This is a genomic window from Shewanella sp. 6_MG-2023 (genome assembly GCF_030547195.1).
In the GTDB taxonomy this organism is placed as follows: Bacteria; Pseudomonadota; Gammaproteobacteria; order Enterobacterales; family Shewanellaceae; genus Shewanella.
Genome location: NZ_JAUOQU010000011.1, coordinates 40,048 through 56,551 on the forward strand (window position 1 = coordinate 40,048; position 16,504 = coordinate 56,551).

The 16,504-nt window shown below is 42.4% G+C and carries 14 protein-coding genes; 1 reads left to right on the plus strand and 13 read right to left on the minus strand.

The window, feature by feature from the left end; translation table 11 throughout:
- Nucleotides 1–207: 207 nt before the first annotated feature.
- Genes Q4533_RS08420 through Q4533_RS08430 form a run of 3 tightly spaced genes read right to left on the minus strand, consistent with a single transcriptional unit; the run spans nt 208 to nt 3,116 of the window.
- Nucleotides 208–579, minus strand: a complete 372-nt coding sequence (locus tag Q4533_RS08420; RefSeq protein ID WP_303502588.1) for a cytochrome c3 family protein — start codon at nt 577–579, stop codon at nt 208–210.
- 14 nt (nt 580–593) lie between these two features.
- Nucleotides 594–2,102, minus strand: coding sequence for a flavocytochrome c (locus tag Q4533_RS08425; protein ID WP_303502589.1), 1,509 nt, complete (start codon nt 2,100–2,102; stop codon nt 594–596).
- Between the two features lie 21 nt (nt 2,103–2,123).
- The gene (locus Q4533_RS08430) at nt 2,124–3,116 is read right to left on the minus strand and encodes a hypothetical protein (protein ID WP_303502590.1); all 993 of its coding nucleotides are present in this window, start codon (nt 3,114–3,116) and stop codon (nt 2,124–2,126) included.
- Nucleotides 3,117–3,564: 448 nt separating this feature from the next.
- Here Q4533_RS08430 and Q4533_RS08435 point away from each other — a divergent pair, with 448 nt between their 5' ends.
- Nucleotides 3,565–4,299: a TetR/AcrR family transcriptional regulator gene (locus Q4533_RS08435; RefSeq protein ID WP_303502591.1), complete on the plus strand. Its 735-nt coding sequence runs from the start codon at nt 3,565–3,567 to the stop codon at nt 4,297–4,299.
- Nucleotides 4,300–4,408: 109 nt separating this feature from the next.
- On the opposite strand, the gene glmS is transcribed toward Q4533_RS08435, so the two are convergent.
- From glmS to atpF, 10 genes are all read right to left on the minus strand, one after another.
- A complete protein-coding gene (gene glmS / locus Q4533_RS08440) occupies nt 4,409–6,238 on the minus strand; it encodes a glutamine--fructose-6-phosphate transaminase (isomerizing) (protein WP_303502592.1) in 1,830 nt (609 codons plus the stop codon).
- A gap of 39 nt (nt 6,239–6,277) precedes the next feature.
- The gene (locus Q4533_RS08445) at nt 6,278–7,048 is read right to left on the minus strand and encodes a DeoR/GlpR family DNA-binding transcription regulator (protein ID WP_102436374.1); all 771 of its coding nucleotides are present in this window, start codon (nt 7,046–7,048) and stop codon (nt 6,278–6,280) included.
- 211 nt (nt 7,049–7,259) lie between these two features.
- Nucleotides 7,260–9,380 (minus strand): TonB-dependent siderophore receptor, encoded by a 2,121-nt coding sequence (locus Q4533_RS08450; protein WP_303502593.1) that lies wholly within the window; start codon nt 9,378–9,380, stop codon nt 7,260–7,262.
- A 164-nt stretch (nt 9,381–9,544) separates the two neighbouring features.
- Nucleotides 9,545–10,909 (minus strand): bifunctional UDP-N-acetylglucosamine diphosphorylase/glucosamine-1-phosphate N-acetyltransferase GlmU, encoded by a 1,365-nt coding sequence (glmU, locus tag Q4533_RS08455; RefSeq protein WP_303461160.1) that lies wholly within the window; start codon nt 10,907–10,909, stop codon nt 9,545–9,547.
- A gap of 211 nt (nt 10,910–11,120) precedes the next feature.
- Nucleotides 11,121–11,549, minus strand: a complete 429-nt coding sequence (locus Q4533_RS08460; protein WP_076541813.1) for a F0F1 ATP synthase subunit epsilon — start codon at nt 11,547–11,549, stop codon at nt 11,121–11,123.
- Nucleotides 11,550–11,582: 33 nt separating this feature from the next.
- Entirely contained in the window at nt 11,583–12,974 is a 1,392-nt protein-coding gene (gene atpD / locus Q4533_RS08465; protein ID WP_102436380.1) for a F0F1 ATP synthase subunit beta, read from the minus strand.
- Nucleotides 12,975–13,008: 34 nt separating this feature from the next.
- Nucleotides 13,009–13,869, minus strand: coding sequence for a F0F1 ATP synthase subunit gamma (gene atpG / locus Q4533_RS08470; protein ID WP_102436382.1), 861 nt, complete (start codon nt 13,867–13,869; stop codon nt 13,009–13,011).
- Between the two features lie 49 nt (nt 13,870–13,918).
- Nucleotides 13,919–15,460, minus strand: coding sequence for a F0F1 ATP synthase subunit alpha (gene atpA / locus Q4533_RS08475; RefSeq protein ID WP_102436384.1), 1,542 nt, complete (start codon nt 15,458–15,460; stop codon nt 13,919–13,921).
- A 14-nt stretch (nt 15,461–15,474) separates the two neighbouring features.
- Nucleotides 15,475–16,008, minus strand: a complete 534-nt coding sequence (gene atpH, locus Q4533_RS08480) for a F0F1 ATP synthase subunit delta (protein ID WP_102436386.1) — start codon at nt 16,006–16,008, stop codon at nt 15,475–15,477.
- Nucleotides 16,009–16,024: 16 nt separating this feature from the next.
- A complete protein-coding gene (gene atpF / locus Q4533_RS08485; RefSeq protein WP_076541804.1) occupies nt 16,025–16,495 on the minus strand; it encodes a F0F1 ATP synthase subunit B in 471 nt (156 codons plus the stop codon).
- Nucleotides 16,496–16,504 lie beyond the last annotated feature (9 nt).

Sequence of the window (16,504 nt, forward strand, 5' to 3'; positions counted from 1 at the left end):
GCACAATAAGGATTATTCAGTGCGGCTTACTAAGCCATGAAATGTAGAAATTCGCGAATCGGCAGGTGAGTTCTTATTTAGGCTCGTCATGTCCATACGAAACAAAAAAAGGCGTAACGGTTATGTCCCGCTACGCCAACTTACTTATCAGTGCTTAGCCTCTCCAGAAACTAGATTCTATGACCGACAATTTGTTAAAAACACAGATTACATCTCTTCAAACCAAGTACGATGACACTCTGAACATACTGGCTTTTTGGTTTTATGCTCTGCGTGGCAAGCTAGACAACTCGCACCTTGCTCATAATGTACGCTTTTATGTGGGTTCGCTTCTGGCATTTTCAATTGAGATACATCAATTTCAATCTCACTAATTGAGCCATGACAGTCCTGACAGGCACTATCATCCACAAACTCTTTGGCAGAACCGGTATGGCATACATCACAGTTGTTGTCATCATACAAAGCTTCGTGATTAACACGACCTTGCATACCTTTGTTCATCTCAGTCAAATCGCCCGCAGTGGCACTACCTGCCATAATCAGAGCAATACTGATGATAAAAATAATCTTTTTCATTGGATATTCTCCTATTAAGCGTCTGCTTTAATGGTATTTGGAATGATAAAACCGATAGCTAAGCCTTCAAGACATGCACACGAACTCAAACGAGCATGACCATGAACACCACCAGTAGCTTCACCTGCAGCATAAAACTTCTTCATTGGCGCTAGCGTCTTGGCATTGATAACACGACCATCAAGGTCAGTTTTTAAGCCGCCCATACAATAGTGAACTTTAGGCCAAACTCTTGATACAACAAAAGGTGCAGCTAATTTAACGGCTGTATCCATCTTACGGCTAAAATCAGGGTCATTTTTATCAGCAACGTAACCATTCCATTGCTTAACAGTCGCCTCTAATTGCTTTAATGGCACATTAAACTTTTTCGCCATTAGCTCAAGAGAATCAAATTCCCAAGCCATTTCATCGCGAACAGCACGCGTCACGCGGCTATCACCTAGATGGTCATTTTTATTAAAAAAGACCAGTGGATAAGCAGGAGAACCATCTTTATGACGACAAGCCATAATAGCCGTAGAACAAGTCAGTCTATCAGCACGTTCGTCCATGATCCGTGTACCCGTCGTTGGATTAACGGCAATACCTTTATGCCAACCAATGGATAACAAGGCATTAGACCAACCAAAACCACCTTCATCAGGCGAACCCCAATGACCCGTTTGGATCATATTCATATGAACCGGTAACGCTCCGTGAGTCATGGCAGCTAAAGTTGCTTCACCCGTTGCGCCAAGGTGGTTAGTACAATCTAAAGACGGATCAAGAGATGGATCAACAATCGATCGCAACTTCATGTTGCGAGAGAATCCGCCAGAAGCCATCACCACACCTTTACGTGCTCGGATATTGACCAAGTGACCAGTATCTTCTTCAGGGAAGCGATAGCCTTTACGGACCACAACGCCTAAGATCTCATCTCCATCCATAATGAAGTCTTCAACTTTATGCTGTAGACGGTAATCAACGCCTTCGCGCACACCAGCTTCATACAACTTAGTGATAATACCGCCACCAGTGCCAGACTCTAGTCGAACAGCACGGGCCTTATTATGACCACCGACTTGGATATTAAAGTCTTTTTTGAATTTAACCCCTGCATCAAGACACATGTTATAAGCAGGAAGCGCCATCTCAGCTAACCGAGTAAGCATTGCTTCGTTACCCATACCGCGAGCAGCTATCATCTGATCTTTAACTAGCTCAGCAGGACTGTCATCAGTAACACCTTGAGCGAGTTGAACAGGGTTACGTGGTACAGCAAACCAACCGCCATTAATGGCAGAATTGCCACCAATGACTTGCATCTTTTCTAGCACGGTAACTTTAATACCGGCACGATTTGCGTTTACAGCCACTGATTGACCAGCAAAGCCAGAGCCTATAACTAACAAATCAACTTCTTCGTCCCACTTAGTGGCACTAAGGTCATTTGCTTGAGCAGGCAAACACGTGGTCAACCCTGCCGCTGCTGCAGCAAAACCTGCAGTCTTCTTTAAAAATGAGCGTCTATCAGACATCGTTATTTCCCCTAAGTAATACTAGAATTTGAAAATGCCACCAATTGAAAAGTTGTCATCGCTGTTGGCAAAACGGTCTCCATCAAAGTCAGCGTAATCAGCTGTATCTTCAGTGTATTTTGCTGCTTCAACATAAAAAGTAAGTTGCTTACCGTAATGATATTTAACGCTAGCGATAATTAACCCAAGGTCCTCAAAATCACTCTCGAAAGTTTTATGTTGATAACTCACACCAAAGTCAATCTTATCTAGGCTATATGAAGCAGCACCGACGTAAGTATTATCAGCGCCGTTAAAGCTGTTTTCGGTAACTTCTGCGGTTGCCGCCAGCTTTAAATTACCCACTGTGTAATCTGTACCGAATGAAAAACGGTCATAGGCGTCTACTGTTCCATCAGGGCCAGCATATTCATCAAAACGTAAGTAGTTAAAGACGGCATTAAAGTTACCGTTTGAATACAATAAACGGCCCATTAGCGCATCATCACTAGCTTTGTTAGCTTCGTTATAAGTCACAATGGCTGTTTTCATCTGCCAAGTACCAAGATCTGTCGCCCATTTAGGTGATACGTAGCACAACACGTTATCTGTGTATTGGCCTTGCTCATACAGCATCTTGTTCTTACCAGATGGGTCATTAGTATTGTTGGCGTGAATATCGGTACGAGCATATACGTCTGCATAGCTACCAGAAGCACCTTTACCGACATACAATCCACCGTATTCAGTGGCAAAATACAAGCTGGCATTGCGAACTTCTATATCATCGAAATTATCACTATATTGAGCAGAAACATTGTAATAAGTGGTAATACTGTCGACAGCATACTTACCTTTAGCACCTAAATTTACCTGTTTGGCTTCAGCATGAAAGGTACTGCCCTCACCAGATTGCCAAATAGCTTGGCCTTGAATATCACCATAAATATCCCAAGTAGCTGGAGACTCTTCGGCAAAAGCTGTTGAAACCATCACTACTGACAAGCTAGCCGCAATAATAGAAATTTTAAACATTTCACACTCCCTAAAGACTTAAATTTGATTAGTTCACTAAAACTAAAAAGGCGGAGCAATCGATGAATTTTGTACCCATTTAATATGGTTCGCCTTATGGTTTTTAATTTACCAAGCCTAATTTTTTATAACGGTGAAGGGAGTAAAGAAAATGTTTTCTAAAAAAGTACCTTTAATCAAACTCACAAAATAAACACCTCTTTTTTTATAATCTAAAGCGATATTTAATGAGTCAAGTCACAATTAAACCAATATTATTGAACTAAAGAGTGAGACGAAGATCTAGAAAGTTTTTTCACTTGTTACACATAAGTAGAAATTTACTACTAGGTCACAACACAGCAAAGGCATCGATGGTACAGTCGTTAATTAAGATCATGTTTTTTTTTTGCTTTAATATTATTTTTAGGTAGAGTTTATGCAATGCCCGCAGAACGATAGCGCTTTAATGCGAACGAACCTCATCTTAGATGCTACTGAACGTCTAGTAGAAGATCAGGGCATTGTTTCCTTCAAAGTATCTCAAGTTATTAGTGAGTCAGGCTGCGCTAATGCCAGTTTCTATAAGTTATTTGAAAGCAAAGAAGATTTAATTATTTGTTGTTTTTTACGCAATGCTACCAGCAATCATTTTCAGGATTTTATGGATGCTAATCCTAACCTTTCCAGCCTAGATAAAATCTTATTACCTATAATGTTCACTTTTGAGACTCTTCATTTTTCACCCGTGTTTAACATTATCAGGCAAGTTGCTGTAAACCGTTTAGTATGGGCATTAGCAAGTCCAGAAAAGGGAAAACTCATCGAGCACAGAGTTAATATTTTTTGGCAGTGGGTCCACAAGTTCATTGAAGATGCGGCTGCAAGCAATGATTTAATCGCTGATGAAAGCCAAGTATTTGAGTTGACTCAAGGGATCACCTTTTACCTTACTGGTGCGCTTAATGCTTTCCAGTCTCAATTGATCCAAGGGGAGTTTTTAAAAGAAGCACGCTTAACGATGTTTCGTCATTTAGAGTTATTATTTGATCACTATAACTGGATAACCCCACTTACTTTCAATCAGTTTGAACGGATAGGTATGAAGGTACATATTTATTATCAAAAAAATAAATCAGATAGAAATAGCTGCGAGCGCTGTCAACGACAGCAACATGAATACGCAGGTGATAAAATAGCTTAAAACAGCTAGAAATAAATATAAAAAAGCGACTACTCTATGAGTTAGTCGCTATCTTTATTGCTAGTTTCGAACTTTATTTAACTTCCACAAATGCTTATCTCTCAACTTACTACTCTACGGTAACGGATTTAGCCAAGTTACGAGGCTGATCAACATCTGTCCCTTTAATTAATGCCACATGGTATGACAATAACTGTAATGGAATGGTATAAATCAGCGGCGCCATAAACTCATCACAATGTGGTACTGGGATAACCTTCATGGTGTCATCAGACTCAAACTCGGCATCTTTATCGGCAAACACATACATTAAGCCACCACGAGCACGCACTTCCTCTACGTTTGATTTAAGCTTTTCAAGCAGCTCGTTGTTGGGTGCGACAACAATAACCGGCATGTCAGCATCAATAAGTGCTAATGGGCCGTGCTTTAGTTCACCAGAGGCATAGGCTTCTGCATGAATGTATGAAATTTCTTTCAGCTTTAGTGCGCCTTCCATTGCGATTGGGTATTGATCACCTCGGCCTAAAAATAGTGCATGGTGCTTGTCGGCAAAGTCTTCGGCTAGCTCAGCAATGGCATCATCTAAACCAAGGGCTTGCTCAACTTTCGCAGGCATAGATTGTAGGCTTTGGGTGATAGCGGCTTGCATTTCTTCACTCATGCCATTGTGACGACCAATTGCTGTGGTTAGCATTAATAAACCAGCCAATTGCACGGTAAAGGCTTTAGTTGAAGCCACACCAATTTCAACGCCGGCTTTCATCATGTAAGCCATATCAGATTCACGCACTAATGATGAACCAGGTGCATTACAGATGGTTAAGGTGGCTTTATAGCCCATTTCTTTTGCTAGGCGCATTGCCGCTAAGGTATCTGCAGTTTCACCAGATTGAGAGATGGTGACCAGCAAGCTGTTCGGGAACAGGTGTGACTTACGGTAGCGAAACTCTGATGCAATTTCGACATTACAGGATACGCCTGCCCAGTCTTCTAACCAGTAACGCGCCGCCATCCCCGCATGGTAACTGGTACCACAGGCAATGATTTGTACGTGTTTGATGTCTTTTAAGAACTCGGCTGCGTTGTCACCAAAAGCTGAATCCAATACTTTACCACCAGCAATACGACCTTCTAAGGTGTGGGCTATCGCCGTTGGTTGCTCATAAATTTCTTTAAGCATGTAGTGACGGTATTCACCTTTATCACCGGCATCGTGGGTGACTTCTGACTCTTTCACTTCACGCTCTACTGCATTGCCATCAACATCAAAAATATTGACTTCGCGGCGAGTCACTTCTGCTACATCACCTTCTTCTAAAAAGGCAAATGAACGGGTAACAGGTAATAAAGCCAGCTGATCTGAAGCGATAAAGTTTTCACCTAAACCGTAACCCACAACTAACGGGCTACCACTACGGGCAACAACCATGCGAGAGTTATCACGGCGATCGACAACTACAGTTCCGTAAGCACCTTCTAGTTGTTTAACAGCAGTTTGCACAGCGGCAACTAGGGTGTCATGTGTTTTCAACTCGTGATGAACAAGGTGACAAATCACTTCGGTGTCAGTATCTGATGCAAAGCTGTAACCCAAACCTTTTAGCATTTCGCGCAGTTTATTATGGTTTTCAATAATACCGTTATGCACTACGGCAATATCGCCTTCAGACACATGTGGATGAGCATTACGCTCGCTTGGCTCACCGTGGGTTGCCCAACGGGTGTGCGCAATACCTGTGCCGCCAGCCAGTGGTGCTGCGGCTAACGCATCTGATAACTCTTGTACTTTACCGACGCGGCGAGTACGGCCAAGTTGATCATTATTGATGATGGCAACACCTGCAGAGTCATAACCACGGTATTCAAGGCGCTTAAGGCCTTCTACTAAAATTTCAGCCACATCTCTTTGCGCTACTGCGCCTACGATTCCACACATAATTTATGTCCAATTATTTAATTTAGTAAAAATGAAAAACTATTCTTTGTGAGGAGCCAAAATGACTCTCACACCATATTCTGTAATTGTGGCCACAGTCTCTGCAGGTAGCTTGTCATCAGTGACTAATACACTGATATTGCTCCAAGGTAATTCGAGGTTGGGGATCCTGCGGCCAAACTTGTCCGATTCAAGCATCACGATAACGTCTCTTGAGACCTCTGCCATCACTTTGCTTAAGCCAGTTAATTCGTTAAAGGTGGTGGTGCCACGGGCTAAATCAATGCCATCTGCGCCAATAAATAGCTGGTCAAAGTTATATGAGCGTAGTACTTGTTCCGCTATTTGACCTTGAAACGACTCTGAATGCGGATCCCAAGTGCCGCCGGTCATCAATAATGTCGGCTCATTTTCTAACTCATGGATGGCGTTTGCCAGTTGCAATGAGTTCGTCATCACTAACAAACCGCGCTTATGATTGAGCTGTTGAATTAACCCTGAGGTGGTACTGCCGCTATCAATGATAATGCGGTTGTGATCGTTAATTAATTCAGCCGCAGCTTTGGCGATTGATAATTTATTAGGGGCTATTTTGCTGCTAAATGCCTGAGTGACTTCATCAGGTATAGCAACTGCGCCACCATAGCGGCGTAATAACAGTCCGGTTTTTTCTAAAGTGGCTAAGTCTTTACGAATGGTGACTTCAGAAGTTTCGAACCGTAAGGATAACTCATCAACACTGACTTCACCTTGGCTATTCAACAGGCTAATAATGCTATGGCGTCGCTGCTGTGTGTTTCTTTTATTCATGTTCAGTAGCTTAAGTTTCGGTTCGAAAGGCATATTATAACTAAACGAAACTTTTTTACTAGCCTTTGAAAGTTAGCTATTTCAAATTTAGCCCAACAAAAAGCCCCTATCATTGATATAGGGGCTTGATATTGATAATCAAAAGTTAAAGTAAGCTAGCAGTGTCACTGTAACAATTGTGGCAGTAATTTACTTAATGCCTTATTAATACTTAGAATTTTGCTTCAAATGCTAAGCTAAAGTTCCGTCCCTCTCCAACGGTGACATCAGTTTCTGAACCACCATCAAGATAGTCGGTATCAAATAGGTTTTTGATATTCATGCGTACGCTAATATCGCTTCCCATTACCGGCATTGAATAGGCAGCACCTAAGTCAAAACGAACATAGTCGTCTTTTACAATGGCATTACTGGTATTAGCAAAACGTTCGCCAACATATATTGCCCCGAAATTAAAGGCTAAGTCTTGGGTCATTTCGTAACGAGTCCAGATATTCGCCGATAATTCAGGCGCATCTACTGGGGTTTTGCCATTCAAGCTATCTTGATCTGGGCGGATATACTCTGCATCTAAATACATCATTGAACCGGTCATAAACCATTTATCGCTTATCTGGCCTTGTGAACCTATTTCAAAACCTCGATGGCGCTGCTCACCTGATTGAGTGGTAATGGTTTGCTCAGAGTTTTCAATCTGCTCTTTTACTGTGACATTATTCACTGTGATATCAAATACAGCGCCAGTCAGCAATAAACTGCCGTCAAATAGCTCCCACTTGGCACCAAGTTCATACTGTTCGCCGTATTCAGGATCAAGGTTCATTTGGTCATTAAGATCATTAATATCGTTAACCATACCTTGTGGTGTGAAGCTTTTTGAATAATTAAGGTAAATGCTTGCGCTTTCTACTGGCGAGTAAATAAGCCCAAACTTAGGTGACACTGCATAGCTATTGTTACCAGCACCTTCTTTCTTTTGCTCGTCATAACGCATACCAGCCAGCGCTTTCCATGAGTCATTGATTGTTATTAAATCTTGAATATAAAAGCCGTAATGCTTGTATTCACTTTCAGATTTAGTGTCATCATTACGATAATCAAGTTGAGGGTTAGGCATGGGCAGCCCAGGCATCACAACTTGATATTTGTCGCCAGATTCTTTGAGCTGACCGTAATAATAATCAAGCATATTGGCGCCAATTAACAATTGATGACCTAAATTACCAGTTTGAAAATTACCCGTTAAATCAACAAAGCCAGTCTTATGCTGCCAATCATCATAACGATCAAATGGACTGATATAGTAGCCATCTGTTAGCGGATCATCACCACATGCAGTACATAGGCTTGGCGATGAATCTAAACGCTGACGGTTAAATTGTTGGTCGTTATAACCAGCTTTAATTTTCCAATCATCAGTTAAATGATAAGTTAATTCAGCACCTAAATTACTAATGGTGTTATCGGTAAATGCCCAAGGCATATCCCAAATCGTGTCACGTCCACCAATAAGTTCTCCATCAGCATCTAACCAACCACCACGATCGATTCCGGTTTTGTCTTGGGTATGGTCATATTTAACCGACAACAACAAATCATCAGTGACATCAAACTCTACATTTAAATAGCCTAACCAACGATCTCGTTCTTGATTAGAGTCATCGCGGTACTCTCGCCAATACTGGGTATCTTGTTTCACCAGCACGGTGCGATAGCGCAGCGTTTGCGCTTCATTCAAACTGCCACCCGCATCAAGTTGCAAACGAGTAGAACCATGCTCATCAATGTCAAAACCGATATCGATCATTGAATCATAAGTCGATTTTTTGGTAACCATATTAATCAGTCCACCGGGACCTGACTGACCGTACAACATGCTTGAAGGCCCTTTTAACACTTCAACTTGCTGTAATGTTTCGATTGGCTGTACATAGTGAGACCACTGCTGCTGACCATTAATCAAGAAACCTGAGCCTGAAGATAGCTCAAAACCGCGAAGGTTAAATACCTGACGATTCCACTTTTCACTGCCGCCAGTCACACTGGAGTCATTAACTAGCACTTCTGATAAATTCGTGGCTAATTGCTCGTCGGTAATAAAATCAGGAATGACGGTAACTGATTGAGGGGTATCTAAAATGCTAATATCACCGCGCATTGCGCCAGATGCCGTACCGACTTTATAGTCATTGAATTGTCTACCTGTGACTTCAATATGCTCGATACCTGGAGAGCTGGCTTGATTGGTATGGCTCTGCTCTTCTGCTATAACAGACATTGATAAAATTGCACTCGTTACCGCAAGTGACAAACAAGATAGCTTTGTTAACATCTTCACCCTCTAAAGTTTCGCAATTGTGTATTTATGTGGCGCAACTATAAATGAGAATGATTATTATTAAAGTTTATTTACATTGCCTTTACCTTTGTGTTTTTTATGTAAAAAAAAACGACAAGCAACTATGCTTGTCGTTTGATATTTAATCGTTTTTTAGTCTATTTGGCTTTTTTAACTGGTCTTGCCCAACCACTGATATGGCGCTGTTTAACACGAGTAATAACTAACTCGCCTTCAGCGACATCTTTAGCAATTGTTGAACCAGCACCCAAAGTGGCATTTTTACCTATGGTCACTGGGGCAATTAATTGAGTATCACTCCCCACAAATACGCCATCTTCTATGGTGGTTAAGAATTTATTCGCACCATCATAGTTACAGGTAATAGTACCTGCACCAATGTTAACCCCTGCGCCAATATTGGCATCGCCTAAATAAGCCAAATGGCCAGCTTTAGAACCTTCACCTAACACTGCCTTTTTCATTTCAACAAAGTTGCCAATATGGGCATTATCTTTTAGCTCAGCGCCTGTACGTAAACGAGCAAATGGTCCAGCACTGGCTGCAACTCCAAGCTTTGCCCCTTCAACGATTGAGTAAGGCTTAATTTCAGCATTATCAGCGATAACGCAGTCAGTTAATATCGCGCCTGCGCCAATAGTGACATTGTTACCTAAAGTCACTTTGCCATTAAAGATGACATTCACATCAATCATCACGTCCATACCCACGGTCACATCACCGCGGATATCGATACGGCTAGGATCACGTAAATTTGCGCCAGCCAGCATTAACGCTTCAGCTTCACGGGCTTGATAAGCACGTTCTAATTGCGCTAACTGAACGCGGTTATTAGCGCCTTCAACTTCCACTGCTGATTGTGGCTGCGCGGTATCAATTGCCACTCCATCTTCGTGGGCCATAGCAATAATATCGGTTAGGTAATACTCACCTTGGGCATTACTGTTTGAAAGACGCCCTAGCCACGCTTTTAATTGCTTACCAGGTACCGCCATAATGCCGGTATTCACTTCATTGATAAGTAGTTGCTCAGCATTAGCATCTTTTTGCTCGATAATACCAACAACCTTGCCACCTTCGCGCACGATACGGCCATAACCGCTTGGGTTAGCTAAATTAACTGTTAATATTGCTAAACCATTTTCAGGGCGAGCAGCAAGTAGGCTTTCTAAGGTAGACTGCTGAATTAACGGCACATCCCCATATAAAATCAGCACAGTGTCATCATCGTTAATGTTTGGATTGGCTTGCGCGACGGCGTGGCCTGTACCTAATTGCTCAGCTTGCAATACCCAATTAACCGCTTGCTCACCTAAAGAAGCTTGTAGCTTGCCTGCGCCATAGCCATAAACCAATTGAATAGCGTTTGAGCCTAATGAGTTTGCAGTATCAATAACATGTTGCACCATGCTTTTGTGGGCAATAGGGTGCAGTACCTTTGGCAAGTCTGAACGCATCCGTGTTCCTTTACCAGCAGCTAAAATTACAACATTTAATGACATCGGGATTCCTTTATACAAGTATTCAATTTTGGCTAATGCAGTTTATTGACGCTGATTTTAACCTAGATTGTGGGGGACGGGAAATCAGCATGGAAATTATTACACTATTAGTCAAAAATTGGCGTATAAGCACGACTATTATGATGCAATTGATTCAAATTCTAGATACAAAAAAGGCGACCCTAGGGTCGCCTTTTCAAAACAATAACCTTTATCTGGCAATGTTCTTTTTGATGGTTTCAACAACACGAAGTTGAGCTAATGATTTAGCTAATTCAATTGTTGCAGCTTCATAATCAAAGTCAGCACCAGCATTAGCGATATTCGCTTCAGCCTTTTGCTTAGCTTCTAATGCAGCTTGCTCATCAATATCATCGGCACGCAAAGCGACGTCAGCAAGAACAGAGATTGAAGCAGGTTGTACTTCCAGGATTCCACCTGAAAGATACATCACTTCTTCACTACCATCTTGCTTGATCATGCGCGCCATGCCAGGTTTGATTCTAGTAAGTAATGGAGCATGGTTAGGCATAATGCCTAACTCACCCTCGGTGCCGCTCACTTCTAAGAAGCTTACTTCACCGCTGAACATGCTGTTTTCAGCACTTACTATATCAAGTTGGACTGTCATGGCTGCCATCAAGTTCTCCTAAAATACTAAGCTAATGCTCAGTTATTTTGCTTTGTTAGCTTTCTCGACAGCTTCGTCGATTGAACCAACCATGTAGAACGCTTGCTCAGGAATGTGATCGAACTCACCATTCAAGATACCCTTAAAGCCACGGATGGTGTCTTTAAGAGAAACGTATTTACCTGGAGAACCTGTAAATACTTCAGCAACGAAGAAAGGCTGTGAAAGATATTTTTCAATCTTACGAGCACGGAATACAGTTGTTTTATCTTCATCAGATAATTCATCCATACCTAGGATCGCAATAATATCTTTCAGCTCTTTGTAGCGCTGAAGTACAGTTTGAACGCCGTTCGCAACATCATAATGCTCTTGACCAACTACCAATGGATCTAATTGACGTGAAGTCGAATCCAATGGGTCAACCGCAGGGTAAATACCTAGCGATGCAATGTTACGAGACAGTACAACAGTCGCATCTAAGTGAGCGAAGGTTGTTGCTGGTGACGGATCGGTTAAGTCATCCGCAGGTACATATACCGCTTGTACAGAGGTAATAGAACCAGACTTAGTTGAAGTAATACGTTCTTGTAGAACACCCATTTCTTCAGCTAGTGTTGGTTGGTAACCTACTGCAGAAGGCATACGACCTAACAGTGCAGATACTTCAGTACCGGCTAAGGTATAACGGTAGATGTTATCAACAAATAACAGTACGTCACGACCTTCGTCACGGAATTTCTCAGCCATTGTCAAACCAGACAATGCAACACGTAAACGGTTACCTGGAGGCTCGTTCATTTGGCCATAAACCATGGCTACTTTGTCGAGTACGCCAGAATCTTTCATTTCGTAGTAGAAGTCGTTACCCTCACGAGTACGCTCACCAACACCAGCGAATACAGAAAGACCTGAGTGTGCTTTTGCGATGTTGTTGATTAATTCCATCATGTTGACGGTTTTACCAACACCAGCACCACCAAATAAACCAACTTTACCACCCTTAGCGAATGGACATACAAGGTCAATAACCTTGATACCAGTCTCTAAAAGTTCAGTTGAGCTTGATTGATCTTCATATGAAGGAGCTTCACGGTGAATTTCATAACGCTCTTCTTCACCAATTTCGCCACATTCATCAATAGGCTCGCCCAATACATTCATGATACGGCCAAGGGTTGCAACCCCTACCGGAACAGAAATTGGTGAACCTGAGTTTGCTACCTCTAGACCACGACGCAGACCATCAGAAGAACCCATAGCGATGGCACGAACAACACCACCACCTAGTTGTTGCTGAACTTCCAGCACCAAACCATTACAGTCGCCTTCACCTGTGATCTTCAGAGCGTCATATACCTGAGGTACAGCATCTTGTGGAAACTCTACGTCCACAACCGCGCCAATTACTTGGACAACAGTACCTGTGCTCATGATTAATCCTCTAAACTTGTTTTCGTTACCTAACCTAAACCGCTGCAGCACCTGCAACAATTTCCGACAATTCTTGCGTAATCGCAGCTTGTCGTGCCTTGTTGTAGACTAATTGCAGATCATTGATCAGTTCGCCAGCGTTGTCTGTTGCCGCCTTCATCGCTACCATTCTGGCAGCTTGCTCAGAGGCAATATTCTCAACAACACCTTGATAAACTTGAGACTCTACATAACGAGTCAGTAATACTTCCAAAATTTCTTTTGGATCTGGCTCGTAAATATAATCCCAAGGATACTTAGCTACTTCTTCTTCTGACTTAGGCAAAGGTAGCAGCTGCTCGATCACAGGAGTTTGAGTCATTGTGTTAACGAATTTGTTGAACACAATAAACAAACGATCCAATTTACCTTCGTTGTAAGCTTGTAGCATCACACGTACGGTACCGATTAAATCGGCTAATTTAGGCGCATCGCCTAAACCAGATGCATGGGCAGAGATTTCTCCACCAAAGCTTTTGAAGAACTGCACACTTCGTGCACCAATAGGACAAAATTCAACATCTGCCCCTTGGTCTTTCCAGCTCTTCACGTCTGACACAACCTTTTTGAAAAGGTTAACGTTCAAACCACCACAAAGGCCACGGTCGGTTGACACAACAATGTAACCAACCCGCTTGGCATCTCTCACTTCCAAATATGGATGTTTATATTCAAGAGTACCTTGCGCAACGTGACCGATCACCTGACGCATATGCTCTGCATATGGACGACTTGAAGCCATGCGTTCCTGCGCTTTACGCATTTTGCTGGCTGCAACCATTTCCATAGCAGAAGTGATCTTCTGAGTGTTTTTAACACTCGCGATCTTGGTTTTAATCTCTTTAGCGTTGGCCATCTTTACTCTCCAATTCTGGACCGGAGGTGTCTTACGACACCTCTATTCATTACCAGGTTTGGGTTTCAATGAACTTGTCCATGCCCGCTTTTAATTCACTTTCAATGTCTGCATTGTAGTTGCCAGTTGCATTGATAGTTTTAATAAGCTCAGCATGTTCGCTGTTCATATATGAAAGCAGAGCGGCTTCAAAGCTACCGATTTTACTTAATTCTACAGTCTTCAAGTAGCCTTTTTCAGCAGAGAAGATTGAGATAGCTTGATCAGCAACGCTCATTGGAGCATATTGCTTTTGCTTCATAAGTTCGGTAACACGCTCACCATGCTCAAGTTGAGCACGAGTTGCATCATCTAAGTCAGATGCAAATTGTGAGAACGCAGCAAGCTCTCGATACTGTGCTAACGCGGTACGAATACCACCAGACAGTTTCTTGATGATCTTAGTCTGAGCCGCACCACCAACACGAGAAACAGAAATACCTGGGTTAACAGCAGGACGTAGTCCTGAGTTAAACAAGTCAGTCTCAAGGAAGATCTGACCATCTGTAATAGAAATTACGTTGGTCGGTACGAATGCAGATACGTCACCAGCTTGGGTTTCAATAATAGGTAACGCAGTTAAAGAACCGGTTTGACCTTTTACTTCACCGTTAGTGAACTTTTCTACATAGTGCTCGTTTACACGTGAAGCACGCTCTAATAAACGAGAATGTAGATAGAATACATCACCTGGGTATGCTTCACGTCCTGGTGGACGCTTCAATAGTAGCGAGATCTGACGGTAAGCAACTGCTTGCTTAGATAGATCATCATATACGATTAAAGAATCTTCACCGCGGTCACGGAAGTATTCACCCATAGAACAACCTGAGTAAGGTGCTAAGTATTGTAATGCTGCAGCTTCAGAAGCTGTTGCAACTACAACGATAGTGTTAGCTAATGCACCGTGCTCTTCAAGCTTACGTACCACGTTAGCGATTGTAGAAGCTTTTTGCCCTACTGCTACGTATACACATTTAATGCCTGAATCTTTCTGGTTGATAATTGCATCAATAGCCATCGCTGTTTTACCAGTCTGACGGTCACCAATGATCAATTCACGTTGTCCACGACCGATTGGGATCATTGAATCAACGGCTTTATAACCAGTTTGGATAGGTTGATCTACTGACTGACGTTCAATAACACCAGGAGCAATTACTTCAACAGGAGAGAAACCATCGTTGTCGATAGGTCCTTTTCCGTCAATTGGCTCACCAAGAGTGTTAACAACGCGGCCTAATAAACCACGACCTACTGGTACTTCAAGAATACGACCAGTGGTCTTAACTTTTGCGCCTTCTGCTAAATTAGCATAAGGACCCATTACTACGGCACCGACAGAATCACGTTCTAAGTTCAACGCGATTGCAAAACGGCCACCAGGCAGTTCGATCATTTCACCTTGCATTACATCGGCTAGGCCATGAATGCGAATGATGCCGTCACTTACTGCAACGATTGTACCTTCGTTGCGAGCTTCACTAACGACGTCGAACTGCTCGATCCGCTGCTTAATCAGATCGCTGATTTCAGTGGAATTCAGTTGCATGCTCAAACTCCCAATTACGATTGTAGCTTATCAGACAAGCGCGATAAATTACCGCTAACAGAGCCGTCAATGACTAAGTCGCCTGATTTAATAATTACACCACCAATCAGTGATGCATCTACGCTACAATTCAGCTTTACTTTGCGTGCGAGACGTTTCTCAAGAGAAACACTAATTTGCGTTTGTTGCTCAGAGCTTAGCTCAGTCGCTGAAACAACATCGGCTTCAACTTCTTTTGCCCACTCATTGCGATATTCAGCAAAAAGTAGCGATACTGTAGGTAGTATCTCTAAACGACCGTTTTCGGCCATAACCTTCAAAAGGTTTTGACCTTGCGCGTTCACTTGATCACCACATATTTCTATGAATAATGATGCAAGCTTGGCACTCGCTAATGAGCCACCTAGCAACGGCTTAATTGATTCGTTTTCACTTACCAATGCCGCGAAGTTAAGCATTTCTGCCCAAGCTTCAATTGCTTTGTGCTCAACAGCGAAATCAAAAGCTGCCTTTGCATAAGGACGAGCAATGGTGCTTATTTCAGCCATAACTCCGCTTCCTTAATTAAATTTCAGCAACAAGTTTATTAACTATGTCACTGTGAGCTTCTGGGTCAATCGAACGTTGAAGAATCTTCTCTGCACCAGTGATGGCAAGAGTAGCAACTTGCTTACGCAAGTCATCTTTAACGCGATTACGTTCGTTTTCAATTTCAGCTTGACCTTGAGCAATGATTTTCGCACGCTCTGTATCAGCTTCCATTTTTGCTTCTTCAACTATTTGAGCTTTGCGCTTATTAGCTTGCTCAATAATTTCGTTAGCAGTCGCCTTCGCTTCTTTTAGTTGCTCATTTGCTTTCGCTTGAGCCAACTCTAGATCTTTTGCAGCACGTCCTGCATCAGCTAGCCCATCGGCAATTTTCTTCTGGCGTTCTTCGATAGCGTTCATCAATGGCGGCCATACAAACTTCATGCAAAACCACACGAAGAGTGCAAAAGAAATCGCTTGGCCTAGCAGGGTAGCGTTAATACTCATAACGACAAC